This window comes from Xylanibacter ruminicola Ga6B6 (genome assembly GCF_000687715.1).
In the GTDB taxonomy this organism is placed as follows: domain Bacteria; phylum Bacteroidota; class Bacteroidia; order Bacteroidales; family Bacteroidaceae; genus Prevotella; species Prevotella ruminicola_B.
Genome location: NZ_JHXD01000007.1, coordinates 73,344 through 97,697, shown reverse-complemented (window position 1 = coordinate 97,697; position 24,354 = coordinate 73,344). Strand labels below are relative to the sequence as shown.

Sequence of the window (24,354 nt, the reverse complement as noted above, 5' to 3'; positions counted from 1 at the left end):
TATGGAATTAGTACTTACACGCATAGCAAAGCGCAAAACCTACACCATTGGCCGTCTGGCCATACTGCGCGAAGTAGTAGACGAGTATCGCACCTATCAGGTAGAGGATTACTTCTGCGACACATTAGAACCCACATGGCGCAACTACGCCGCCGGTGCCCATAAGGTGCAAGGCTGTTCGGCCATCCCCGAGGGGCGATATGCCGTAGTTATCTCGTGGAGTCATAAGTTTCAGCAGTGGCTGCCCATACTGCTAGGTGTGCCCCGGTTCAGCGGCATACGCATACACGCAGGCAACACCGCTGCCGATACCCAAGGCTGCATACTGCCAGGCAGGAACCGAGTGGTGGGGCAGGTGGTGGATAGCAAGATATGGCTGTACCGCCTGAAAAAGAAAATAGTAGAAGCCAAAGCCCGTGGCGAGGCGGTTTGGATTACTATCAAGTAGGTGTTTTGGCGCGAATTACGCTAAATTACGCGAATTTTAAATATTTCGTGTTAATTCGTGTAATTCGTGCCTAATTTTTCGTAACTTTGCACACGTTATGCAGAAACTTATCGATTTATATACAGAGTGGAGGGGAGCTGAGCCAGCTAATGTTCAGCAGATTCCCGGGGGCGGTAGTAACCGCACTTACTTCCGTTTAACCGACCAGCAGGGACAGAGTGTGATAGGCGTGATAGGTACCAGTCGCGACGAGGACCATGCGTTTATCTATCTTACCAAGCACTTTTCACGATTGCAGATGCCGGTGCCAAAGATTCTGGCGGCCACCGACGATCAGTTGCGATACCTGCAAACCGACTTGGGCAGCATGTCGCTCTTCGACGCCATCCGTGGCGGTCGCGAAGCGGGTGGACGTTATACGCTGAAAGAGCAGGAGCTGCTGAAGCGTACCATTCGCGAACTGCCTAAAATGCAGATTCAGGGCGCACGCGATCTGGATTTCGAGAACTGCTATCCGCAGGCCGAGTTTGATGTGGACAGCGTACTGTTCGACCTGAACTACTTTAAGTACTGTTTCCTGAAAGCTACGGAGATTGATTTCCACGAGCTGAAGCTGGAGGCCGACTTCCGACTGATGGCGAAGGACCTGACTTCGGAGCAGAGCGACTCGTTCCTGTATCGCGACTTCCAGGCTCGCAACGTGATGTTAGACCACGATGGCAATCCTTGGTTTATTGATTACCAAGGCGGCCGAAAGGGTCCGTTCTATTACGATGTGGCATCGTTCTTGTGGCAGGCCTCGGCTAAGTATCCGCATAAGCTGCGCCGCGAACTGGTATACGAGTATTACAACTCGCTGAAGAACTACATCGAGGTGCCCACGGTGCGCCACTTTGTAAACCGCCTGTCGCTGTTTGTGCTGTTCCGCACCTTACAGGTGCTGGGCGCCTACGGATTCCGCGGCTATTTTGAGCAGAAAAAGCATTTTATTGAGAGCATACCACCCGCTATACAGAACCTGCGCGAGTTGCTGGCAAGCAGCACGCCATGGCATTATCCGTACCTGATGGAGATACTGCAGAAGCTGACAGAGCTGCCACAGTTCCAGCAGATTGAGGCGGTGGCTAGTCGTGCCGATGGTTATAAGACAACTGATTTGAACCCCTATAAGGCCCACCCACAGGACGGACCGGCTACATTCTCGAAGTACGATGCACAGGGACCGCTGGTGGTTAAGGTATTCAGCTTCTCGTATCGCAACGGCATACCCGAGGATGAGAGCGGCAACGGTGGTGGCTATGTATTCGACTGCCGCAGCACGCACAACCCCGGACGTTACGAGCCTTACAAAAAGCTGACGGGACTGGATGAACCAGTAATCCGATTCCTGGAGGATGATGGCGAGATACTAACATTCCTGGATTCGGTTTATAAGTTGGCCGATGCGCATGTGCGCCGCTACATACAGCGTGGATTTACATCGCTGATGTTCTCGTTCGGATGTACGGGCGGTCAGCACCGTTCGGTGTATTCGGCCCAGCATCTGGCCGAGCATATCCACGAAAAGTTTGGTATCGAGGTTCGCGTAGAACATCGCGAACAGAAAATCAAACAAACCTTCGAAGCAAAGAAGATTTAGGCACGGATTCTTATCCCGAGATATTATTTTGGCACGAATTACGCGAATTTCACGAATTATTTATTAATAAATCCGTGTTAATCCGCGTAATCCGTGCCTTAAACTAAATTCGTGTTAATTCGCGAAATTCGTGCCAAAAAATTACTCAGCGCTCTCGGGCTCCTCGTCCTTGAAGTCGGTGATACCGGCCTCGATCAGGATGTTGTACCAAGTGATGAGCTTCTTGATGTGGCTATCCTTTACACGGTCCTGATCCCACTCGGGCAGTACCTTTGTAAAGTACTCGCGCAGCTCGGCTGACGAGGCCTTCTTCTCGTTGATGCTGGCACGCTTACCGTTCTCCAGCTTCTTCAGATTGTCGAGAACATCTGTCAGGGGCACATCATCAGTCTCGGTAAACATGGCGATATCGCCAAGTGATGTGATGCGATCGGTTGCGAAGGCGGGCATGCGCTTGTGAGTAGCATCCAGAGCCTCTACAATCAGATTGTTGTTACCACGGGTAACAAGCTTGTATAAACCGGGCTTACCGGCAATAGCTAAAATGGTTTGTTGCATTGTTTTATTATTTTGTTAATTTGATTATCTATATCAGCTTCTCCATCGTTTATCAGAACAAAGTCGGCCTTACGTATCACCTCCTGCTGTGGCAACTGGCGGTTCATCCATTGCAGTGCCTGTTCGCGACTGATACCGTCGCGCTCCATCACACGCTGCAGACGAATCTCCTTGGGCGCTATCACCACAATCACCTTGTCGACCAGTACATTGGCGCCGCTCTCGAACAGGATGGCACTCTCCATGTAGTCCAACCCGCTTTGGCGGAAAGCGTCGAACACGGCTGGGTGTACGATGGCGTCGATGGCCTTGGCATTGCTGGGCGATGCCAGCAGGAATTTGGCCACAGTGGCCTTATTCAGTATGCCTTCGGGAGTATAGGTTTCGGGACCTATCAGAGCTGTTAGCTGTTGGCGCAGCTCGGGCGAATTACGCATAAGGCGTTTGGCCTCGCTGTCGCAGTCGAAAACCTCGATGCCTTGCTCTTTCAGCACACGGCACACGTAGCTTTTACCACTACCAATGCCGCCCGTAATACCTACTTTCATTCTTCGTCGGATTCTATCAGATAGTCAACCATGCTGGTTTCCAAACGTGCTCTGGAAATGCCGCGTGGTACGCTCTTAAGATAAATGTGGCACTTTTCCTGCGGGTGGTCCTTAATCTCGTTGTAATCGGCCACCACGTAGAAGTCGGTTGGCTTAAGATTTCGGTACACACTAACACCCGTTACGAATGTTACGTTTACGCGCGATGGGAATGTACGGATAGATTTACCCTTGGGCAGATTGATGGCCTTGATGGGTACACCCTCGATGCTCTCCTCGGTAAGTACGTCGGTGCAGAAGGTAACACGCACATGGTCGGGTATCATCTTTACGCCTTTAATCTTGGCCAGTTCGCAGTTAGCACGCAGCGTATCGCGGAAGTTGGCGTAGTTAAGCTGCTCGGTGTAAACCACGTTGATGCTATCCAGCTTTTCGGGCGAAGCGTAGATGGTAACGCTATCGGGACTGTAAGCCACACGCGAAATAAAGAACAGCTCCTCGGGAATCACACGTCCGCTCCAGCGTACGGGCACTGTTTTCTTATCGCCGTAGTTGTAATAAAACTCCAGCTTCTCGGGCTTCATAGCCGTAATGCGCGAACCGTTGGCCAGCTGCTGGTAAACCAGCTTCTGCAGCTCCTGCTGTGTAATCACACCAGTACCGTTGCCGTGCGAGTAGTTCCTGAAGTTCACGTTCACCTTACGCAGTATGTCGCCATACATATAAGTAAGGAGTGTGATGCCTTTGTCGCGGATGGTTACGCGTACCGTATCAGTCTCGTCGCTGGTAAGCACGGCATTCTTCGGAATGCCTACTACCGACACGGGGATGGCAAACTCGCGCTCGTAAACCTCGTTAAGTGTGGTTTGCAGCCAGAAGATGCCCGAAAGTGCCAGGAAGAACACGAAAAGCAGCAGCTCCTTGTTAGCCTTGCTAAAAAGGAGCTTGTGCAGAAATCGTGCAATGCTTCCCAGAAACTTCTTCATTTACTTGCTCTGCAGAGTGCTTGCCATATCTTTGTAAACCGATGTCTTCTCGACGGTAACAACCACGTCGCGAGCAATCTTGATGTCGACTGTGTTCTTAGCCAGATCGATGCTCTTAACTGTGCCGTGGATACCACCACCGGTAACAACCTCGGTACCTTCCGAAAGTTCGTTCTGGAACTTCTGGATTTCCTTCTGTTTCTTCTGCTGTGGGCGGATCATGAAGAACCACATGATGGCAAATACGGCCACCATCATGATAATCATGCTCATACCGCTACCGTTCTGTGCTGCCTGTGCAGCGAGTACAAAATTAGTCATGTTTCTTTGTTATAATTTGTTTTTTGGGTTTATATTCTCTCTCCTTCTTAGGTTCGATGAACTTAGCCAGGCGTCCGCTCTCAACCAGGTTGCGGGCGATACCATCCAGCATACCGTTGATGTAGCCGGCGCTCTTAGGGGTAGAGTAGAACTTGGCAATCTCAACATACTCGTTGATGGTTACGCTGATGGGCACATTGGGCAGGGTCATCATCTCGGCGATGGCAATCTGCATCAGGATGATATCCATGTAGGCCAAACGTGAGAAATCCCAGTTACGCGAAGCCTCGCTCATGTAGCGCTGGTACTCGTCGGCATTCATGATAGCTGCACGGAACACCTTGCGGGCAAAGTCCTTCTCCTCCTCGCTGTCCCACTCGGGCAACAGCTCCTGCTTGGGGCCGTTTGCCTCGTCGAAGCGCTTGATGGTCTTCAGTACGAATGTATCAACGATGGTCTTATCGTCGTTCCAGTACAGGCTCTGGTCCTCCAGGATAGCGTCGAGCTCGTCGTTGTCCTGAATCAGTGTACGGTATATCTTGCGCCAGAACTCACGGTCGATATCGTAGCTGTCCTCGGGGTTGTTCATATACTCCTGATAAACCTCGCTCTGCTCAATCTTCTCGAGCAGCGATGCTACAAATGCGGCATTCTCGTCCCAACCGCTTTTCTGGGTGCTGATAAAGTCGTTAAGCTGCTTATTCTCGGCCAACTGAATGGCAAAACGGTTTAATACAAAACGCTGCGATGGCTCGGGTGTGCCTTCACGCTTGGCACGCTGTACCATCACCTCCATACGGCGGCTTGCTTCTTTATTTACGGCCACCATCAGGGCCAGCATGTAGTTGTAGAGGTCATAAGCTTTCGAGAGACTGAAAAATAACTCTTTTTCAGCCGTGTCGATGTTCTTGTTACCGTTTTGATAGTAGGCGTAGGTTAACTGAACAATCTTAATTCTGATAATTTCTCTGTTAATCATCTCACTTGATGTTTTATTTATTATTATACCTATTATATATAAACTTTACGTTTAAATCGGCTGCAAAATTAGTAAAAAAGGTCGGAATAAGCAAGAAAAATACAGAAAATTGAGGTTTTTTAGCCAAATATTTGGTTGGTATCAAAAAAAGTAGTACCTTTGCACCGCTTTTTCGGCTTGTGCCGAGATTCGTGTGATGGCGAATTAAGCAAAACGTAATTTTTTAAACTTAATTTAGAGTAACACATTTATGAAAGAAATGAGTGTAAGTGGCCAGAAGCGTGCCACAACTGGCAAGAAAGCCACAAAGGAAATGCGTAAGGAAGGTCTTGTACCTTGCAACCTGTACGGTGAGAAGAAGAATGAGAACGGTCAGCCCGAGGCTATGGCATTTGCCATCCCAGCATCTCAGCTCCGTCGCGTAGTTTATTCTCCCGACGTATACGTTGTAAACATCACTATCGATGGTGAGGCTCACAAGGCTGTAATGAAGGAGCTCCAGTTCCACCCAACAACAGATGCTCTGCTGCACGTTGACTTCTATGAGGTAAACGAGGAGAAGCCAATCACAATTGGTATCCCTGTTAAGCTCGTTGGTCACGCTCAGGGTGTACGTGATGGTGGTCGTCTGAGCCAGGCTGTTCGTACACTGAACGTTACAGCTCCTTACAAGCAGATTCCTGAGGTTCTGAATGTAGACGTTACAGAGCTCAAGCTCGGTAAGGCTATCAAGGTAGCTGAGCTGAACTTCGAAGGTCTGCAGATCGCTACTCCTGCTCAGGTTGTAGTATGCTCAGTTAAGGCTACACGTGCTTCTCGTTCTGCTGCTGCAGCTGCAGCTGAGTAATTATCTAATTCGTTAGCGAATGGATAAGTACTTGATTGTAGGCTTGGGAAATATCGGCGACGAGTACGAGAACACCCGCCACAATACAGGCTTTATGGTATTGGATGCTTTTGCTAAGGCATCCAATATTCATTTTGATGATAAGCGCTATGGTTTTGTGGCCGAAACATCGCTGAAAGGTCGTAAGGTTATCCTGCTTAAACCATCCACCTACATGAACCTGAGCGGTAACGCCGTTCGTTACTGGTTGAATAAGGAAAATATCGAACAGAGCCGACTGCTGGTTATCAGCGACGATGTGGCTCTGCCTCTCGGTGCCTTCCGTTTGAAAGCCGGTGGCTCTAATGGCGGGCATAATGGTTTGGGACATATTCAGCAGCTCATCGGACAGAACTATGCTCGCTTGCGAATGGGTATCGGCAACGATTTTCCACGCGGCATGCAGGTAGATTGGGTGCTCGGAAAGTACGACGAGGAGGATATGAAAACCCTCGCACCAAGCATCGATACTGCTTGCGAAATTATCAAGAGCTTTGTGCTGGCAGGTATCGATATTACTATGAACCAGTTTAACAAACTGGGTAAGAAATGACATGTGACAGTGACAGAATGACATTAAGGTGATATGGAAGAAGCAAGAATTGATAAATGGCTTTGGGCATCGCGTATCTTTAAAACCCGCTCTATTGCAGCCGATGCTTGCAAGAACGGTCGCGTTACCATCGGTGGGGTAAACGTAAAACCCTCGCGTATGGTAAAGGTAGGCGAGACTGTAAGCGTACGCAAGCCGCCCATCACCTATTCGTTCCGTATTCTGAAGACTATCGAACAGCGCGTAGGAGCAAAACTCCTGCCCGAAATCTACGAGAATGTGACGGCTCCCGAGCAGTACGAACTGCTGGAGATGACACGTATCAGTGGTTTCGTTGACCGTGCCCGTGGTACTGGTCGTCCCACCAAGAAGGATCGTCGCAGTCTGGATGCGTTTATCAGCGACATGGAATAAAAACCGAGATTACTATGACATTACTTAACATCGGATTCATCGTCTTAGGTATCATCCTTGTTATCTGGGGAGCCGATCGAATGACGGATGGAGCCTCGAAACTGGCCCGCGACATGCGTGTGCCCGAAATCGTAATAGGTCTTACCATTGTAGCAGCCGGCACTTCGGCGCCCGAGCTGTTTGTGAGTCTGATGTCGGCCCTGAAAGGTACACCCGATCTGGCCGTAGGTAATGTGATAGGTTCTAACATCTTTAACACCCTGCTTATTGTGGGCTGTTCGGCTGCAGTAGCACCAATCGCTGTGGCACCCAGCACGGTAAAAAAGGATATCCCCTTTGCTATCGGTGCCTCGTTGCTGCTCTTTATGCTGTGTGCCGATGACATGAGCTCGGTACACTTGTGGGGTAACGAAATCAGTCGTTCGGATGGTATCATCCTGCTCATCGGCTTTGTGGCCTTTATGGTTTACACCTTTCAGATGGCTGCCAAGGACGGAAAGCTGGATTTCATGGACGAGGAACTGGGTGTGGAGCGCGAAAAGCCCAAGAGGGATTATGCAAACCTGTGGCGTAACCTGTTCTGGATTGCTCTCGGACTTGGCTGCTTAATCGTGGGCAGTCATATCTTTGTGAACGGTGCTACGTATGTGGCATATCGTTTTGGTATCCGTCAGAGTGTGGTAGGTCTTACCATTGTGGCTGGCGGCACGTCGTTACCCGAGTTGGCTACCAGTGTGGTGGCTGCTTATAAGGGTCGTTCGGCCATGGCTATCGGTAATGTCATCGGCTCAAACGTGTTTAACATTCTGCTTATTCTCGGCATCACGTCGGTGGTTCATCCCATGCGTATTATGGGTATCACCATCGTTGATTTAATGATGATGCTGATTAGTATTGGACTGATGTGGATATTCGCAATCACCAAGTACTTTGTATCGCGCCGCGAGGGTTGGGTACTGATACTCACCTTTATGGGCTACATGGGTTGGTTGCTGTATCTGTTGTAATGGATAACAGGGGTACTTGAACACCCCCTTTAACAAAACAAGAAATATGGAAAAATTAAAAGACAATCAAAGGATCAGTGTGCTGTTCATGATGTACGGCATACTGTTTTGCGTGTGCCTGATTACGGCAAACGTATTGGAGACAAAACAGATTTCGTTCGGACCTGCCAACATGACGGCCGGACTGATTGTGTTCCCTGTAAGTTACATTATCAACGATGTGGTTTGCGAGGTGTGGGGATATCGTCGCACCCGTCTGCTCATCTGGATGGGCTTTGCCATGAACTTTATGTTCGTGGTGTTTGGTGCCATCGCCGACTGGATTCCTGGTGCGCCGTACTGGCACGGTGAGGAGGGATTCCATCAGATTTTCGGTTTGGCGCCTCGTATAGCTGGTGCATCGTTCCTGGCTTTCCTGGCAGGATCGTTTATGAATGCCTATGTGATGAGTAAGATGAAGTTGAGCTCGAACGGTAAGAATTTCTCGGCACGTGCCGTGATGAGTACTATCTGGGGTGAGCTTACCGACTCTATCATCTTCTTCCCTCTGGCGCTCGGTGGTGTTATACCCTGGGAGGAGATGCCATCGCTGGTTATCACGCAGGTAACACTGAAGACTATTTACGAAATCATCGCACTTCCTGTAACCATCCGTGTGGTAAACTTTACCAAGAAGCACGACCACGAGGATGTGTACGACGAGGATGTGGCATATAACATTTTTAAAGTTAAGGAGTTATGAATAGAGAGGTAGAAGGCTTGCAGGCACTCGGTAAAAAGACTGAGTACAAAAGTGATTATGCACCCGAGGTGCTTGAGACGTTTATGAACAAGCATCCTGAGAATGATTACTGGGTACAGTTCAACTGTCCTGAGTTTACATCGCTGTGTCCTATCACAGGTCAGCCTGATTTTGCCGAGATCAAGATTATGTATATTCCGGGTGAGAAGATGGTTGAAAGTAAGAGTTTGAAGCTCTATCTGTTCAGCTTCCGTAACCATGGCGATTTCCACGAGGATTGTGTGAATGTGATTATGAAGGACTTGGTGCGTCTGATGGATCCCAAGTACATCGAGGTGATCGGTCTGTTCACACCACGTGGCGGCATCAGCATTTACCCTTACGCCAACTACGGTCGTCCCGGCACCAAATTCGAAACCCTCGCCGAGCAGCGCCTGATGAATCACACTTTTAAATAGTTGGTTCGCGCGATTGGTCGAAAAAGAGAGTAATCCTCGCGACCGAAAAAGAAAGTAATCCCAAAAACGTCCTGGCTCGGAGGCCGGATGTAATATTATCGTAATCATTCGGAGAACTCGCTTCGCTCAAACAGCTCCTCATGTCGATTTGCTTGTCTCGCTTACGCGATACAAGAATCGAAAATGATTCCGATAATAGTACATCCTATAAATACCTCCTCGTGCGGAATGTTTTGAGGATTACTTTCTTTTTCTCTAGTTACTTTTGTCTTACGCACTTCTTCGTTGGGATAAAACGTTCGAAAACATTCTTGCGTCTCTTCGGTTGCAAGCGCTTCGCGATTACCGCACTTTGCGCTCCATGTTTCCTCACTCACAGCGTTCGTTCGAAAACATTCCGCACGAGGAGGTCTTTAGAGGAATGCAAATTCTTTGAATCAACATTGAGTTTCGGATTGCGGTACGCAATCTGAACAACGAAATACGAAAAGCAGTTTGAGCGTAGCGAGTTCTTTGAGTGATTTGAAGAATTTGTGTTCCGGCCTCCGAGCTCAGGACGTTTTCGCACCTTTCTTTTTGGTTCTTCTTCTTTCGGTGACGAAAGAAAAAGAATAACTAAAAATTATAAAATTTGTAGTATATTTGCGGCTATGTGCGGAAAAAGTGCTATATTTGCATTCAAATTTTGAAAATTAGCTTATAAAATATGGCAAAAAAGAAGATTCAATTCAGTCTCGTTTACAGAGACATGTGGCAGAGTTCAGGCAAATTCCAGCCTCGTAAGGATCAGCTGGAACGCATTGCGCCCGCCATTATCGATATGGGCTGTTTTGCCCGAGTAGAAACCAATGGTGGTGCCTTTGAGCAGGTGAACCTGATGGCAGGTGAGAATCCTAACCTGGCTGTTCGTGCTTTCTGTAAGCCCTTCAACGAGGTAGGCATTAAGACTCACATGCTGGATCGCGGTTTGAACGCACTCCGTATGTATCCTGTGCCCGATGATGTTCGTGCATTGATGTATAAGGTTAAGCACGCTCAGGGTGTAGATATCACTCGTATCTTCTGTGGATTGAACGATACTCGTAATATCATTCCAAGTATCAAGTGGGCCAAGGAGGGTGGCATGACACCTCAGGCCACACTGTGTATCACCACTTCGCCAGTTCACACCGTTGAGTACTACGCTGCTATTGCCGACGAGGTAATCGCCGCTGGTGCCGAGGAAATCTGTTTGAAGGATATGGCAGGTATTGGTCAGCCAGCTATGCTGGGTGCCCTCACCAAGGCTATCAAGACCAAGCACCCCGATATCATCATTCAGTACCACGGTCACTCTGGTCCTGGTTTGTCGATGGCTTCTATTCTCGAGGTTTGTAACAACGGTGCCGACGTAATCGATACAGCTATCGAGCCTCTGTCGTGGGGTAAGGTTCACCCAGATATCATCTCAGTTCGTTCTATGCTGAAGAACGAGGGCTTCGAGGTGGCCGATCTGGACATGAACGCTTACATGCAGGCACGTACACTCACTCAGGAGTTTATCGACGACTGGTTGGGTTGCTTCATCAACCCTGCTAACAAGCACATGTCATCATTGTTGCTTGGTTGCGGTCTGCCTGGTGGTATGATGGGATCTATGATGGCCGATCTTGGTCCTATCCAGAAGATGATTAATAAGGAACGCGAGAAGAAGGGTGAGAACGCACTCACTATGGACGATATGCTGGTTAAGCTGTTCAACGAGGTTGAGTACGTATGGCCAAAGGTTGGATATCCCCCATTGGTAACACCATTCTCTCAGTACACTAAGAATATCGCTCTGATGAACCTCCTCACCATGGAGCAGGGCAAGGGTCGTTACGTGATGATGGACGATGCCATCTGGGGTATGATTCTTGGTAAGAGCGGTAAGGTGCCTGGAACAATCGCTCCCGAGCTGGTTGAGCTGGCCGAGAAGAAGGGTCTTAAGTTCACCGATGCCGATCCTCACACCCTGTTGGAGAACTCACTCGATACCTTCCGCAAGGAGATGGACGAGAACGGTTGGGATTACGGACAGGACGACGAAGAGCTGTTCGAGCTGGCTATGCACCCTGAGCAGTACCGTCCATTCAAGAGCGGTCAGGCTAAGAAGCAACTGCTGGCTGATATCCAGAAGGCTAAGGATGCCAAGCTGGGTGGTGGTCAGAAGATTTCGCAGGAAGAGATCGACGCTATCAAGCATGCAAAGGCCGACGCTGTAAAGGCTCCTCTGGCTGGTCAGCTGTTGTGGGGCTTCGGTGGCGAAGGTGTACTGGCACCATGCGTTGAGCCATTCATCGGTCAGAAGTACAAGGAGGGCGACACGTTCTGTTATCTGCAGACCAAGTGGGGCGAGATTGTAGAGATTCCCGCTGCTATGGGTGGTAAGCTGGTAGATATCAGCGTTAAGCCTGGTCAGAACATTCGTCAGGGCGACACTATCGCCTGGATTGAGCGCGAAGCTTAAACGTGTAATATTTTAATAGGGCACGAATTTCACGAATTAACACGAAAATTTTAAAATTCGTGTATTTCGCGTAATTCGTGCCTCATTTATTTTTTATGGATTACCAATCAATAATTGATAAGTATTATCCTGAGGATAATGAGCTTAAGCGTTTGCTGATGCATCATTCTCGTCAGGTGGCGGATAGATGCTTGAAGATTGCCAAGCAGCACCCCGAACTATGTCTGGATATCGTGTTTTTAGAAGAGGCTGCCATGCTGCACGATATCGGCATTTTTCGTTGTAATGCCCCCAGTATCGAGTGCGTAGGTACCGAGCCTTACATCTGTCATGGTTATTTGGGTGGCGAGATACTGCGTAGCGAGGGCTTTTTGCGCCACGCACTGGTATGCGAGCGCCATACCGGTACAGGTCTTACCCGTGCACAGATTGAGCGCCAGCAACTGCCATTGCCACTCGACCGTAGTTACGAGCCTGAGACACTCGAAGAGCAGGTGGTGTGCTATGCCGATAAGTTCTATTCAAAATCACATATCGATCACGAGCGTACAGTAGTAGAAACAGCGCAGAGTCTGGAGAAATTCGGCGCCGAAGGCGTGCAGAAGTTCCTGAAATGGGTGGAAATGTTCGAATAAAGTAAAATTTTTGTGATAATCTCTGTTAATCTATGGCGAAAATCGCAGAATTATTTGTAATTTTGCACCCGTGAAAAGAAAATCGGTATTGATTATGTTCGCTTTCGTTATCCTGTTAGTGATGGCGGAAGTGCCCATGAAGATGGTTTCCAGAGTTCAGCAAGGCTCTGGCACCTCTGATAGTATATCTGCAGATAGCATTGTAAAGCCAGCCATCACAGTCGTGATGGATACCATCAAAGCCCTTACCGATACCACTCAGATGGACTCTATCCAGCTTGCCATCTATCGCCATAACAAGGCTATCGACGATTCGTTGGCGCAGGATAGTATCAATAAGCGTCGCAAAAATGGTATCGATTCGCCAGTAGAGTATTCGGCTGAGGATTCGCTTACATACGAAGCTGCTTCGGGTTTGGCCCATCTGTATGGCGACTCGAAGGTGAAGTACCAGAATATGGACCTGCAGAGCGACAAGATTTATATGAGTCTTGACAGCAGTTTGGTACATGCTACTGGTAGTATGGACTCATCGAAGATGGAACTTACGGGTACCCCCGTTTTCAAGATGGGTAACGATGAGTACCAGAGCGATACCATGGCCTTTAACTTTAAAACCAAGAAAGGTTTGATTTCGAGCGTATATACGCAGCAGGAGGAAGGTTTCTTAACCAGCGAGCTGTCGAAGCGTGGTGCTGATGGCGAGATGTTCCTGCAGCACGGTCGTTACACCACTTGCGACGATCCTCATCCCGATTTCTATCTTGCCATGTCGCGTGCCAAGGTGCGCCCAGGTAAGGATGTGGTGTTCGGTCCTACCTATCTGGTAGTGGCCGATGTGCCTCTGCCATTGGCCATCCCTTACGGATTCTTCCCCTTCACCAAGAGCTACTCAAGCGGACTTATCATGCCTACCTATGGTGATGAGACCGAGCGTGGTTTCTATCTGCGCGATGGTGGTTACTATTTTGCCATCAACGATAAGATGGACCTGAAACTCATTGGCGAGATCTATACCAAAGGCTCGTGGGGCCTCTCGGCAGCATCTAACTATCGTAAGCGTTATCGCTATAGCGGTTCGTTCCTGGCCAGTTATCAGAACACCATTAACGGCGAGAAGAATATGCCCGACTACTCTAAGCAAACCAGCTTTAAGGTAGTTTGGAGCCATCGTCAGGATGCCAAGGCCAACCCATACTCGCAGCTCTCGGCAAACGTTAACTTTGCCACCAGCAGCTACGAGCGCAATAACCTTACCTCGATGTACAATCCGCAAACGCTCACGCAGTCAACACGTACCTCATCGGTATCGTGGAGCACTACGTTCTCGAGCATCGGCATGACATTGAGCTCAACCACCAACTTGAACCAGAATATGCGCGACAGTACTATCTCGCTCACTCTGCCCGACCTGAATATCTCAATCGCCCGTTTCTATCCCTTTAAGCGCAAAAAGAGGGTAGGCGATGAGCGCTGGTACGAGAAAATCTCGATGCAGTACACCGGTCAGGTCAAGAACGAGATAACCACCAAAGAAGATAAACTGCTGCACTCGTCGCTGTCGAAGGACTGGAAGAACGGCATGCAGCACTCAATACCTATCAGTGGTAACTTTACCCTGTTCGGCTATCTCAACCTGAACCCCTCGTTCAACTTTACCGACCGTACCTATTTCAGCAAGGTACACAAGTCGTGGGATGCCGCTGCTCAGCGCGAGGTAGTAGATACCCTGAGCGGTTTCTATAACGTTTACAACTGGAACTTCAGTGTTGGCGCCTCTACCAAGCTTTATGGTATGTGGGTGCCCAATCGTAAGATATTCGGCGATAAGATTAATGCTATCCGCCACGTGGTTACCCCAACCGTCAGCTTCAGCTATGCGCCCGACTTCAGTGCCTCGCGCTATGGCTATTACGACTACTATCAGAAGACCGATGCCGATGGTAAGGTAACCATGGTTGAGTACTCGCCTTACTCGATAGGTACCTTCGGTGTGCCTGGCAAGGGTAAAACCGGTAGCCTCTCGATGGACCTCTCGCAGAACCTCGAAATGAAGGTTAAGAGCGACGACGACTCTACAGGCTTTAAGAAGATATCACTCATCGACGAGTTCCGCATGTCGATGTCGTATAACTTTGCTGCCGACATCCGTCCTTGGAGCGATCTCTCAACCAGCTTGCGACTCAAGCTTTCAAAAAGCTACACCCTGAACCTGAACGCCGTGTTCGCATCGTATGTTTACGAGGCCGACAGCGTTGGTGCCACACCTCGCGTGTCAGAGCACACCACCTATTGGGGCATGGGCAAGCTCGGCCGATTCCAGGGTATCTCGCAGAACCTCTCTTATACCCTCAGCAACGAGAAGATAGCCAACTTCTTTAAGCGTTTGCGTGGCGAGAAGGTTGATGATAAGAAAGGCAAGAAGAATAATCAGGACGACGATGACGAGTGGGACGATACCCTCGAGTCGAACGTGGATAAGGATATGGAGAAAGCCAAGCACGGCGCTCAGCGTAAGGGCGGCTCGAAAGCCGAGACCGACGAGGATGGCTATATGGCCTTCCAGATGCCTTGGAGCTTGAGTATCGGTTATGGTGTGACCATGCGTGAGGATCAGACCCTCTCAAAGTTCAACTACAACACCATGCGCTATCCTTATAAGTTTAGTCAGAACCTCAATATAAGTGGTAACCTGCGCATCAGCGACGGATGGAACATCTCGTTCTCATCTGGTTACGATTTCGATAATAAGAAGATATCTATGACAACGGCCTCACTTAATCGCGACCTCCATTGCTTCAATATGTCGTGCTCGGTAGTGTTGGCACCATACACTAGTTATAACTTCTCATTCCGCTGTAACGCGTCAACGCTTACCGATGCGCTTAAGTACGACAAGCGCTCAAGTTACTCAAACGCTGTGCAGTGGTACTAAACTTAGTACGCTATGGCAGAATTACCCCCAATGATAGCCGACCTGGCACTCATCCTGATGGTGGCAGGTGTGGTTACGCTCATATTTAAACGCTTAAAGCAGCCCCTAGTGCTGGGCTATATCGTGGCAGGTTTCCTGGTTAGTCCTAACATGACCTATACGCCATCGGCTGTTGATATGGCCAACGTCCATCTGTGGGCCGATATCGGTGTGATGTTCCTGCTGTTCTCGTTGGGATTGGATTTCTCGTTCAAGAAGATTCTTAAGATGGGCGCCTCGCCCGTCATATCCGCTATCACCATCATCTTCTGTATGATGATGCTGGGTATCGTGGTGGGCCATGTGTTCAGCTGGGGTAAGATGGACTGCATTTTCTTAGGAGGTATGCTCGCCATGTCGAGTACCACCATTATCTATAAGGCTTTCGACGATCTTGGATTGCGCCAGCAGCAGTTTGCCGGCATGGTGATGAGTGTGCTTATCCTCGAGGATATCCTGGCCATTGTCATGATGGTAATGCTGAGTGCCCTGGCCAGCGGTTCAGATATGGGTGGCGGACAGCTTTTGCAGTCGGTCATGCGTATCGGATTCTTCCTCATACTATGGCTGGTGGTGGGTATCTTTGCCATCCCCCTGTTTTTGCGCCGCGTGCGCCGACTCATCAATAACGAGGTGCTGCTCATCGTAGCCTTGGGTTTGTGTTGTGCCATGGCGGTATTCTCAACCAAGGTTGGTTTCAGCTCAGCTTTCGGCGCTTTTATCATGGGTAGCATCCTGGCCGAGACCATCGAGGCCGAGCGTATCGAGAAACTCGTCGAGCCCGTTAAGAACCTCTTCGGAGCCGTGTTCTTCGTGTCGGTAGGTATGCTGGTCGATCCTAAGATTCTGGTCGAATATGCCATACCTATCCTCTGTCTGGTACTCACTATTATTGTAGGCCAGAGCCTGTTCGGCACCATCTCGTTCATGTTAGGCGGCCAGTCGCTCAAGTCGGCCATGCGTTGCGGCTTCTCAATGGCACAGATAGGTGAGTTCTCGTTCATCATCGCCTCGTTAGGTTTGTCGCTGGGCGTTATTGGCGATTTCCTTTACCCCGTGGTGGTAGCCGTATCTGTCATCACTACCTTCTTGACTCCTTACATGATTCGTCTGGCCACGCCAGCTTATAATAACTTAGAGAAGCGCCTGCCTGGTAAGCTTATTAAGTCGCTTAACCAGTTGACCATGGGCAATACCCATAGTCAGGAGGAGAGCAAGTGGAAGCGCCTGCTCACACAGATGGCCATCAACACCATTGTTTACTCCATCCTTTCGTCGGCATCCATTGCTATGATGTTTGCCTTTGTGCTGCCCGTAACCCGCAAAATGCTGCCCGGCTGGGAGCTCCATTGGTATGCCAACGCCATTACCGGTGTGCTCACCGTGGCCCTCATCGCACCATTCCTGCGTGCCATGGTCATGAAGAAGAATCACAGCGAGGAGTGGAAAGCCCTGTGGGCCGAGAGCAATCGCAACCGTTTGCCATTGCTGTTCACCATCCTGGTACGTTTCCTCATTGCCGTCAGCTTTATCTTCTACATCTGCAATTTCCTCAGCCGCTTCACCAATGCCTTGATGATAACCATCGGCTTTGTGGTTATCGTGCTCATCATCCTCTCGCGCCGTACCAAGCATCGTAGCATCACACTCGAGCGCCTGTTTATCCAGAACCTGCGTTCGCGCGATATCGAGGCCCAGGTGCATGGCAAGAAACGTCCGCTGTACGAGGGAAAGCTGCTCGATCGCGATATCCATATTGCCGAATTCACCCTGCCATTCAATTCCTGCTGGATGGGCCAGTCGTTGGCTCAGCTCAAGTTGGGTACCAAGTATGGTGTGCATGTTAGTAGTATTCTGCGTGGTGGCCGTCGTATAAATATCCCCGATGGTTATAACATCCTGTTCCCAGGCGATGTGCTTCAGGTCATCGGTAGCGACCAGCAGTTCACAGCTTTCCGCGATGCCATCGAGAACGAGGTGCTGGGTGCCGATGTAGATGTAGAGATGCGCGAGATGAAGCTGCGCCAACTCATTATCGGTACCGATAGCCCGTTTGTAGGCCAGACCCTCGTCGAGAGCCGTATCCGCGATCGCTTTAGCTGTATGGTGGTAGGATTAGAAGAGGGAAAGGAAAGCCTCTCCCCCTATAGTCCTAATCGTAAGTTCCGTGCAGGTGATATCATCTGGGTGGTAGGCGAGCAGGAATCACTCGACGCCCTGTTTAATATTAAAGATTAAACCCGGCTGTCAGCTCGCATATCTTGATGATTACCTCTTTTGCTTTGTTCATCGATTGGATGCTTACAAACTCGTAAGGTCCATGAAAGTTCACGCCGCCTGCAAAAATGTTGGGGCAGGGCAAACCTTTAAAACTCAGCTGTGCACCATCCGTGCCGCCACGTATAGGCTTTACTTTTGGAGCCACGCCGCAGTCCTGCATGGCGTGCAGCACCAGGTCTATCACGTGCATCTGCGGGTCAATCTTCTCCTTCATGTTGTAGTACTGGTCCTTGGTTTCAAGTATTACCGTACCCTCGCCGTATTTCTCGTTCATCGCAGCCACTACGCTGGCCAGTGTGCGCTTGCGCTCCTCAAAGCGGTCGCGGTCGTGGTCGCGTATAATGTAGTGCATGCTCGCTTTCTCTACGTTGCCCTGTACACCCAGCAGGTGATAGAATCCCTGATAGCCCTCGGTGGTCTCGGGGCGCTCGTCGGCAGGCAGCATGGCAGCCAGTTCCATCGCCAGCAGGTTGGCATTCACCATCTTGTCCTTAGCATAGCCAGGATGCACGCTTACGCCTTTTATCGTTATCTTCGCGCTGGCGGCATTAAAGTTCTCAAACTCCAGCTCGCCCACATCGCCGCCATCCATCGTGTAGCCCCATTCGCAGCCGAATTTCTCCACATCAAAGTGGTGCGCGCCCATGCCAATCTCCTCGTCGGGATTAAACGCCACGCGAATATCGCCGTGCTTTATCTCCTTATGGTCGCGCAGGTAGCACATCGCCTCTACTATCTCGGCAATGCCCGCCTTGTCGTCGGCGCCCAGCAGGGTGGTACCATCCGTCACTATCAGGTCCTCGCCTGTGTGCTGCAGCAGCTCTGGGAATTTGGCGGTACTCATCATGATACCCTCCGATAGCAGAATGTCGCTGCCGTCGTAGTTATGCACAATGTGTGGCTTGATGTCTGCACCCGAGCAGTCGGGGCTGGTATCATAGTGCGAAATAAATCCAATGGTAGGAATCTCATCTTTGGTGTTAGCCTTCAGTGTAGCGTAGATGTAACCCTTGTCGTCCATCTCCACATCACTCAGTCCCTCATGTTCCAGTTCTTTCTTCAAGTACTCGGCAAACACCAGTTGTTTCGCCGTACTCGGTACGGTGTCGCTATCCTCAGCCGACTGTGTGTCAAACTGGGTATAGTTTATAAATCTTTCTGTAATGTCCATAATTGCCTGCAAAGATAATGCAATTTTAGCACATCACCAAATTATTTGCAACCAAGTTGCAGGAAATACTGCGTATCTTTGCACCCAGAAACAATAAAAAGGATTAAGCATATGGAAAAGAATTGCGAATATTGCGGTGAACATGAGCACCACCACGAGGAGCATAACACTCGTGAACAATTGAGGCTGATTGTCATATCGGCTGTGCTGCTGGTTGGGGCAGTAATAGTAGAACACCAGCTGGCACTGCCCACGTGGCAGCTGCTGCTGGTATATCTGGTACCTTACTTAATAATAGGCCATGATACGCTGAAGGAGGCGGCTGAGGGTTTGCTGGAGGGCGAGCCGTTTAACGAGCACTTCCTGATGAGTATTGCCACCATCGGCGCCCTGTGCATCGGTTTCCTGCCTGGGGCCGAGACACAGTTTCCCGAGGCGGTGTTTGTGATGCTGTTCTTTCAGGTGGGTGAGCTGTTTGAGGGCTATGCCGAGGGAAAGAGTCGCGACAGCATTGCACACCTGATGGAGATTAAACCCGACTATGCCACACTGGCTGATGGCGACAAGCGCGTAAAGCCGGATGAGGTGAAGGTGGGCGACGTGATTGTGATCCGTCCGGGTGAACGTGTGCCTCTGGATGGTGTGATTATCGACGGTACGAGTGCGCTGAATACGGTGGCGCTGACAGGCGAATCGTTGCCCCGCGATGTGGCCGAGGACGACGAGGTGATATCGGGCTGCGTAAACCTGAGTGGCGTGCTGCGTGTACGCGTGACCAAGCCCTACGGCGAGAGCACGGTTTCGAAGATTATCAAGCTGGTTGAGGATGCCGGCGAACATAAGTCGCAGAGCGAAACGTTTATTACCCGTTTTGCCCGTATCTATACGCCTATCGTGGTGTTTGCCGCCATCGCCCTGGCCATTGTGCCTACACTGCTGGGTGGGGCCTTCAGCACCTGGCTGTACAGAGCGCTGATGTTCCTGGTAGTGTCGTGCCCCTGTGCGTTGGTTATCAGCGTGCCCCTGACATTCTTTGGTGGCATCGGCGGTGCCTCGCGCCGTGGTATCCTGATAAAGGGTGCGAACTACTTGGATGTGCTGGCAAAGGTGCGTACGGTGGTGTTTGATAAAACGGGTACGCTTACGCACGGACAGTTTGCCGTAACGGCTGTGCATCCTGAGGCTATCGACGATCACCAGCTGCTGCACTTGGCGGCTCATGTGGAGCACTTCTCAACTCACCCGATTGGTGCGGCCCTGCGTGATGCGTTCCCCGACGAGGCTACTGATGGCTGCGAGGTGAGCGATGTGCGCGAGATGGCCGGACAGGGCATCATAGCCAAGGTGGGTGAGCGCGAGGTGGCTGTGGGTAATACCAAACTGATGGATGCCATCGGTGCCAAGTGGCACGACTGTCACCATACGGGCACGATTATCCACGTGGCTATTAACGGAACCTATGCCGGACATATTGTGATTAACGACCAGATAAAGGCGGATAGTGCCGAGGCCATTGCGGCCCTGCATGCACTGGGCGTGAACCGTACGGTGATGCTGACGGGCGACCGCAAAGAAGTGGCCGATAACGTGGCCAAGCAGCTGGGGCTGACCGAATACCATGCTGAGTTGATGCCTGCCGATAAGGTTGCCCATGTTGAGCAGCTGATGGGGGATGGGCTGGCCTTTGTAGGCGATGGCATTAACGATGCGCCTGTATTGGCGCGTGCCGATATAGGTATAGCCATGGGCGGCCTGGGCAGCGATGCGGCCATAGAGGCTGCCGACGTGGTGCTGATGGACGATAAGCCATCGAAGATAGCAACGGCCATCGGTATAGCCCGCAGAACACTGGCCATCGCCCGACAGAATGTATGGCTGGCCATCGGAATTAAGTTGGCTGTGCTGGTTCTGGCTGCCTTTGGTGTGGCAACCATGTGGATGGCCGTGTTTGCCGATGTGGGCGTAACGGTGCTGGCCGTGCTGAATGCGATGCGTACCCTGCGCGCCTAGAACTTATACGTGTATCCCAGGCCAAGGATGTGGCGGTTACCGTCGGTATCATCCTGGCCGAAGGGATGCTGGTACATGTATTTGATATCGAATGAGTGTTGCTTGTTTAAGCGCAGCTCGGTACCGACGGCATAGCGTATCTTATCCCAACCGTTTGATAGGTAGGTTTCGACATTGGCATAGGGGCGGAACAGGTTGCCAAGCTTATATTTGGCCTGCAGGCGGTTACGCCACACGTTCTTGCCTTTGCCGCTGTAGGTATGTTCGTCGGCCTCGGTACCATTAGCGGTGTAGTAGCGCTGCACGGTGGTTTCGGGGGTATAGGTGTACTGCCAGCGCTCGCGTAGCGACAGGGTAAGGTTGCCAAACGACTGGCTGGCTGTGGCCGATACGTTGAAACGGTGGCGCAGCCCCCAGTAATCGGCATATTTCTTGCCGCTATCATTCAGCTTGTAATAATGATCGTTTAATAATGAGTAGCCTGCCGAAAGCTTGAGCCAGTTGGTGAGTTTGTAGTTAGCATCAACACCAAAGCTCCAGCGGTCGGCAGTCTTCATGTTGTCACGATTACGGTACTCCACACCTGCATCCAGGCTCCACTTCTTACTAAGTTTCTTCTCCAGGTTTACTTCGCTCCACAGACCAAAGTCGTCACTCTGGGCCATAGTTGGCATGCTACCCATTAACAGCAGCGCAGCCACATAATACTTACACATTTGCATACTCTGAGTTTTTAATTTTTAGTTTGTTATCTATCTCCTTATCGCCATCGCCCTGGTAGTACACACGCAGCATGGCCATATCGCGCAAAAAGTCGATGGCGCCCACCTTTACATCGGTTACCGCGATGCCCAGGCGCAGCTCCAGATCGGCTATCAGTTCCTGGCGTTTCTCGGGCTTAATCAGTTCGATGCGGTCGTACTGCACCAACTTCGAGGTTTCTATCTTCAGCGTGCGCTCTAACAGCGTGATGACCAGAATGGTTATCACATCAATCACTACCAGTTCCATCACCGGGGTGCCGATGAGCCGTCCGTTGACATCGATACCTAACGAGTCGGCCATGGCATGAACCACCGACAGGCAGATGACCACAAACAGATACGTCATTTCGCGTACAGGCATGGAGTCGGTGCGGTAGCGCATGATCGAGAAAATGCCAAACAGACCTAACCCTACACCCATGGTGGCCTTGCCGCGATCCATACCCATCATGAGGTATACCAAGAAATAGATGGCTACCGAGATGACCATGAAGGTGAAATAAAAGTCCTGCCGTTTGCCCTTGCGGAAGTACAGGAAGTGTACGATAGCCCAGTTTACTAAAACACAGATGGCGAACCTGAGAAGCGTGTCGCCGAAGCCGTTCGAAAAAATGTCTTGCATATTATGAATTGTTTACTAGTTTTCCTATTTCGATGAGTTTGCACTTAAAACGGTTTACCTGCAGTTGCGGATTGGTGAGTGCCGACCCGATGCTGTATTTGGAGAATCCGTGCGGATGGATGTGCAGCTGGCGCAGCATGTGGAGTATGGGCGAGTAGATGAGTCCGTCGCGTTTCAGTTCGATAATCACCAGGTTGTCCATCTGTTTGTTAACACCGCTGATGAGGTTGTGAAAGCATAGCTGCTGGTCGATGGTAAGGCGTTCGGTCTTGGCTTTGTTGACGAGTGTGATGCGACGGAAATGATTGTTGAGTGCCGGCTGTAAGGTATCGACATCGTAGCGCAGATGCTGGCCGAGAAACAGGCGTTTCTGTTCCTCGGTAACATCCATATTGCTTACCTCTATGCGTTTTTTCCTGGTGCGCCCGTGGTTGTTCTTGGTCTTGACCTCCATAAACTGCAAACCACTTACGCAGTAGGTGCGGAACCGTATCTTCTGACGGTTGGTATGGTTCCACTGGTGCTGGTTGTACATGTCGAAGTTGTAGGTATCAAGGTACGTGGTGTCGTACTCCAGATTACGTTCGCCATCTATGTCCTGCACAAAGTAATCGGCTTGTGCCATCTCCAGCAGCAGGTGCAGCTTAGCCATGTTTGTAACAAACTTGGTATCTGTGCGATTCATGAGCTTTACGCTGCTCATCTGCTCGAGTGTGATCGGGGCAAAGGTGCCCAGTATGTTGTTGATTGTTGTCATAAGCGGGGGCAAAAGTAATGCATTTGCCCTTATCCGCCTAATTTAATCAACCAAGGCCCGAAGTTCTTCAGCGAACCCGAGAATGCTGTCAGTTGTCCATCGGATAGCGCACGCCCCATTTACGGCGTAGCTCGTCCATCAGCTGCATGATGTAAAGGGTTTCGGCGTGTGGCATCTCGCGCGGCTCCGATAGCTTGTCGATGAGTGCCTGTCGGCAAGCCAGGAACTGGTATTCGTAGCCTGTTATCTGTTGTGGCACGTGGATGGTTTCAACAAACGTACGGTCGGGGCCGTTGAGGGTTATCGTTTGGGGATTGTTGATGTTGTCGATGATGATATTGCCCAGGGTGCCTGCTATCACGCCGATATTGTCGCCCACGCATTGGGCCGACGACTGCACATTGGCCAGGATGCCATCCTTGAGAATGATGGTGATGGCGTTTGTCAGGTCCATCCCCGTATCGCTCTTCACGCAGTGGCCGTCGATACTATCGATATCGGCATCGCAGAACATACGTACAAAGTTAAGGGCATACACGCCCAGGTCGAGTAGGGCACCACCGCAAAGGTCGGGGCGCATGATGCGGGGTTTGTTGCCCATCGAATAGCCTAGGGTGGCAGTCACCAGTCGAGGCTGGCCGATACGTCCGTCGGCCATCAGTTTCCTCACGATGCCCACGGCAGGCTGGTAGCGTGTCCAGATGGCTTCGGCTAAGAATACTTGTTTTTCGTGAGCCAGTTGGATGATATCCTGTGCCTGGGTGGCGTTGGCCATGAACGCCTTCTCAACCAAGCAGGGCTTGCCTGCCATGATGGCCTGGCGCGTTACATCGTAATGGTGCGAGTGCGGGGTGCCGATATACACCAGGTCGATATCCTTATCGGCTATCAACTCTGTATAACTGCCGTAAGCTTTGGGGATGTTCCACTTGGCAGCAAAAGCGTCTGCCGTTTCCTGTTGGCGTGAGCCCACAGCATAGGCCTCACAGTTGTCCAGTCCGTTTAATGTGATGGCTGCCTTCTCAGCAATCCTTCCTGTTCCGATAATTCCTACTTTCATCTTATCCTTTAGTTTGGTTTTTATGCCGACAAATATACGTAAAAAATCCCAAAG

Annotated in this window: 23 protein-coding genes; 13 read left to right on the top strand and 10 right to left on the bottom strand. The window is 50.4% G+C overall.

Annotated features, from left to right (window positions below; all coding sequences use genetic code 11):
• The first annotated feature begins 1 nt into the window (after position 1).
• A complete protein-coding gene (locus T500_RS0106315; protein ID WP_028907411.1) occupies positions 2 to 448 on the top strand; it encodes a DUF5675 family protein in 447 nt (148 codons plus the stop codon).
• A 97-nt stretch (positions 449 to 545) separates the two neighbouring features.
• Positions 546 to 2,087, top strand: coding sequence for a phosphotransferase (locus tag T500_RS0106310; RefSeq protein ID WP_028907410.1), 1,542 nt, complete (start codon positions 546 to 548; stop codon positions 2,085 to 2,087).
• Between the two features lie 141 nt (positions 2,088 to 2,228).
• Here the strand turns inward: T500_RS0106310 and T500_RS0106305 are convergent, their stop codons facing one another.
• From T500_RS0106305 to nusB, 5 genes are read right to left on the bottom strand one after another with little or no spacing between them, the layout of a single operon-like run.
• The gene (locus T500_RS0106305) at positions 2,229 to 2,645 is read right to left on the bottom strand and encodes a DUF5606 domain-containing protein (RefSeq protein ID WP_028907409.1); all 417 of its coding nucleotides are present in this window, start codon (positions 2,643 to 2,645) and stop codon (positions 2,229 to 2,231) included.
• Complete coding sequence (coaE, locus tag T500_RS0106300) at positions 2,627 to 3,193, bottom strand: dephospho-CoA kinase (protein WP_028907408.1); 567 nt, start codon at positions 3,191 to 3,193, stop codon at positions 2,627 to 2,629. Before coaE ends, T500_RS0106305 begins: the two co-directional genes overlap by 19 nt.
• Complete coding sequence (locus tag T500_RS0106295) at positions 3,190 to 4,179, bottom strand: hypothetical protein (RefSeq protein ID WP_051611917.1); 990 nt, start codon at positions 4,177 to 4,179, stop codon at positions 3,190 to 3,192. The genes coaE and T500_RS0106295 overlap by 4 nt, the downstream gene beginning before the upstream one ends.
• Positions 4,180 to 4,500: a preprotein translocase subunit YajC gene (gene yajC / locus T500_RS0106290; protein ID WP_028907406.1), complete on the bottom strand. Its 321-nt coding sequence runs from the start codon at positions 4,498 to 4,500 to the stop codon at positions 4,180 to 4,182. It abuts the gene before it with no gap.
• Entirely contained in the window at positions 4,493 to 5,479 is a 987-nt protein-coding gene (gene nusB / locus T500_RS15310) for a transcription antitermination factor NusB (RefSeq protein ID WP_051611916.1), read from the bottom strand. Before nusB ends, yajC begins: the two co-directional genes overlap by 8 nt.
• A 250-nt stretch (positions 5,480 to 5,729) precedes the next feature.
• Here nusB and T500_RS0106280 point away from each other — a divergent pair, with 250 nt between their 5' ends.
• From T500_RS0106280 to T500_RS0106235, 10 genes are all read left to right on the top strand, one after another.
• Positions 5,730 to 6,326 (top strand): 50S ribosomal protein L25/general stress protein Ctc, encoded by a 597-nt coding sequence (locus T500_RS0106280; protein WP_028907405.1) that lies wholly within the window; start codon positions 5,730 to 5,732, stop codon positions 6,324 to 6,326.
• Between the two features lie 19 nt (positions 6,327 to 6,345).
• Positions 6,346 to 6,918 (top strand): aminoacyl-tRNA hydrolase, encoded by a 573-nt coding sequence (gene pth, locus T500_RS0106275; RefSeq protein ID WP_028907404.1) that lies wholly within the window; start codon positions 6,346 to 6,348, stop codon positions 6,916 to 6,918.
• Positions 6,919 to 6,951: 33 nt separating this feature from the next.
• A complete protein-coding gene (locus tag T500_RS0106270) occupies positions 6,952 to 7,332 on the top strand; it encodes an RNA-binding S4 domain-containing protein (protein WP_013063238.1) in 381 nt (126 codons plus the stop codon).
• Positions 7,333 to 7,346: 14 nt separating this feature from the next.
• Entirely contained in the window at positions 7,347 to 8,339 is a 993-nt protein-coding gene (locus tag T500_RS0106265) for a calcium/sodium antiporter (RefSeq protein WP_028907403.1), read from the top strand.
• Between the two features lie 46 nt (positions 8,340 to 8,385).
• Positions 8,386 to 9,081 (top strand): queuosine precursor transporter, encoded by a 696-nt coding sequence (locus tag T500_RS0106260; protein ID WP_028907402.1) that lies wholly within the window; start codon positions 8,386 to 8,388, stop codon positions 9,079 to 9,081.
• Positions 9,078 to 9,539, top strand: coding sequence for a preQ(1) synthase (gene queF, locus T500_RS0106255; RefSeq protein WP_028907401.1), 462 nt, complete (start codon positions 9,078 to 9,080; stop codon positions 9,537 to 9,539). The genes T500_RS0106260 and queF overlap by 4 nt, the downstream gene beginning before the upstream one ends.
• A 706-nt stretch (positions 9,540 to 10,245) precedes the next feature.
• The gene (locus tag T500_RS0106250; RefSeq protein WP_028907400.1) at positions 10,246 to 12,027 is read left to right on the top strand and encodes an oxaloacetate decarboxylase; all 1,782 of its coding nucleotides are present in this window, start codon (positions 10,246 to 10,248) and stop codon (positions 12,025 to 12,027) included.
• Positions 12,028 to 12,122: 95 nt separating this feature from the next.
• Positions 12,123 to 12,662, top strand: coding sequence for an HD domain-containing protein (locus tag T500_RS0106245; RefSeq protein ID WP_028907399.1), 540 nt, complete (start codon positions 12,123 to 12,125; stop codon positions 12,660 to 12,662).
• A 94-nt stretch (positions 12,663 to 12,756) separates the two neighbouring features.
• Complete coding sequence (locus tag T500_RS0106240) at positions 12,757 to 15,597, top strand: putative LPS assembly protein LptD (protein WP_410543879.1); 2,841 nt, start codon at positions 12,757 to 12,759, stop codon at positions 15,595 to 15,597.
• A gap of 12 nt (positions 15,598 to 15,609) precedes the next feature.
• The gene (locus T500_RS0106235) at positions 15,610 to 17,874 is read left to right on the top strand and encodes a cation:proton antiporter (RefSeq protein WP_028907397.1); all 2,265 of its coding nucleotides are present in this window, start codon (positions 15,610 to 15,612) and stop codon (positions 17,872 to 17,874) included.
• Here T500_RS0106235 and pepT read toward each other — a convergent pair.
• A complete protein-coding gene (gene pepT, locus T500_RS0106230) occupies positions 17,864 to 19,087 on the bottom strand; it encodes a peptidase T (protein WP_028907396.1) in 1,224 nt (407 codons plus the stop codon). The two genes, T500_RS0106235 and pepT, sit on opposite strands and share 11 nt — an antisense overlap.
• Positions 19,088 to 19,198: 111 nt before the next feature.
• Here pepT and T500_RS0106225 point away from each other — a divergent pair, with 111 nt between their 5' ends.
• Positions 19,199 to 21,097: a heavy metal translocating P-type ATPase gene (locus T500_RS0106225; RefSeq protein ID WP_155267456.1), complete on the top strand. Its 1,899-nt coding sequence runs from the start codon at positions 19,199 to 19,201 to the stop codon at positions 21,095 to 21,097.
• On the opposite strand, the gene T500_RS0106220 is transcribed toward T500_RS0106225, so the two are convergent.
• The 4 genes from T500_RS0106220 to T500_RS0106205 form a co-directional block, all read right to left on the bottom strand.
• On the bottom strand, positions 21,094 to 21,813 hold the full coding sequence (locus T500_RS0106220) for a DUF2490 domain-containing protein (protein WP_028907394.1): 720 nt from the start codon (positions 21,811 to 21,813) through the stop codon (positions 21,094 to 21,096). The two genes, T500_RS0106225 and T500_RS0106220, sit on opposite strands and share 4 nt — an antisense overlap.
• The gene (locus T500_RS0106215) at positions 21,806 to 22,483 is read right to left on the bottom strand and encodes a DUF4956 domain-containing protein (RefSeq protein WP_051611915.1); all 678 of its coding nucleotides are present in this window, start codon (positions 22,481 to 22,483) and stop codon (positions 21,806 to 21,808) included. The genes T500_RS0106220 and T500_RS0106215 overlap by 8 nt, the downstream gene beginning before the upstream one ends.
• 1 nt (position 22,484) lies before the next feature.
• Entirely contained in the window at positions 22,485 to 23,240 is a 756-nt protein-coding gene (locus T500_RS0106210; protein ID WP_028907392.1) for a polyphosphate polymerase domain-containing protein, read from the bottom strand.
• Between the two features lie 88 nt (positions 23,241 to 23,328).
• Positions 23,329 to 24,300, bottom strand: a complete 972-nt coding sequence (locus T500_RS0106205; RefSeq protein ID WP_028907391.1) for a Gfo/Idh/MocA family protein — start codon at positions 24,298 to 24,300, stop codon at positions 23,329 to 23,331.
• Between the last annotated feature and the right edge of the window lie 54 nt (positions 24,301 to 24,354).

Coding starts and splice junctions, on each gene's coding strand:
- T500_RS0106210 (WP_028907392.1), bottom strand. CDS start 23,240: ATGACAACAATCAACAACATACTGGGCACCTTTGCCCCGATCACACTC.
- T500_RS0106280 (WP_028907405.1), top strand. CDS start 5,730: ATGAAAGAAATGAGTGTAAGTGGCCAGAAGCGTGCCACAACTGGCAAG.
- coaE (WP_028907408.1), bottom strand. CDS start 3,193: ATGAAAGTAGGTATTACGGGCGGCATTGGTAGTGGTAAAAGCTACGTG.
- T500_RS0106225 (WP_155267456.1), top strand. CDS start 19,199: ATGGAAAAGAATTGCGAATATTGCGGTGAACATGAGCACCACCACGAG.
- T500_RS0106205 (WP_028907391.1), bottom strand. CDS start 24,300: ATGAAAGTAGGAATTATCGGAACAGGAAGGATTGCTGAGAAGGCAGCC.
- T500_RS0106295 (WP_051611917.1), bottom strand. CDS start 4,179: ATGAAGAAGTTTCTGGGAAGCATTGCACGATTTCTGCACAAGCTCCTT.
- T500_RS0106270 (WP_013063238.1), top strand. CDS start 6,952: ATGGAAGAAGCAAGAATTGATAAATGGCTTTGGGCATCGCGTATCTTT.
- T500_RS0106235 (WP_028907397.1), top strand. CDS start 15,610: ATGGCAGAATTACCCCCAATGATAGCCGACCTGGCACTCATCCTGATG.
- pepT (WP_028907396.1), bottom strand. CDS start 19,087: ATGGACATTACAGAAAGATTTATAAACTATACCCAGTTTGACACACAG.
- T500_RS0106215 (WP_051611915.1), bottom strand. CDS start 22,483: ATGCAAGACATTTTTTCGAACGGCTTCGGCGACACGCTTCTCAGGTTC.
- T500_RS0106220 (WP_028907394.1), bottom strand. CDS start 21,813: ATGTGTAAGTATTATGTGGCTGCGCTGCTGTTAATGGGTAGCATGCCA.
- pth (WP_028907404.1), top strand. CDS start 6,346: ATGGATAAGTACTTGATTGTAGGCTTGGGAAATATCGGCGACGAGTAC.
- nusB (WP_051611916.1), bottom strand. CDS start 5,479: ATGATTAACAGAGAAATTATCAGAATTAAGATTGTTCAGTTAACCTAC.
- T500_RS0106310 (WP_028907410.1), top strand. CDS start 546: ATGCAGAAACTTATCGATTTATATACAGAGTGGAGGGGAGCTGAGCCA.
- T500_RS0106315 (WP_028907411.1), top strand. CDS start 2: ATGGAATTAGTACTTACACGCATAGCAAAGCGCAAAACCTACACCATT.
- queF (WP_028907401.1), top strand. CDS start 9,078: ATGAATAGAGAGGTAGAAGGCTTGCAGGCACTCGGTAAAAAGACTGAG.
- T500_RS0106305 (WP_028907409.1), bottom strand. CDS start 2,645: ATGCAACAAACCATTTTAGCTATTGCCGGTAAGCCCGGTTTATACAAG.
- T500_RS0106260 (WP_028907402.1), top strand. CDS start 8,386: ATGGAAAAATTAAAAGACAATCAAAGGATCAGTGTGCTGTTCATGATG.
- T500_RS0106250 (WP_028907400.1), top strand. CDS start 10,246: ATGGCAAAAAAGAAGATTCAATTCAGTCTCGTTTACAGAGACATGTGG.
- T500_RS0106240 (WP_410543879.1), top strand. CDS start 12,757: ATGTTCGCTTTCGTTATCCTGTTAGTGATGGCGGAAGTGCCCATGAAG.
- yajC (WP_028907406.1), bottom strand. CDS start 4,500: ATGACTAATTTTGTACTCGCTGCACAGGCAGCACAGAACGGTAGCGGT.
- T500_RS0106245 (WP_028907399.1), top strand. CDS start 12,123: ATGGATTACCAATCAATAATTGATAAGTATTATCCTGAGGATAATGAG.
- T500_RS0106265 (WP_028907403.1), top strand. CDS start 7,347: ATGACATTACTTAACATCGGATTCATCGTCTTAGGTATCATCCTTGTT.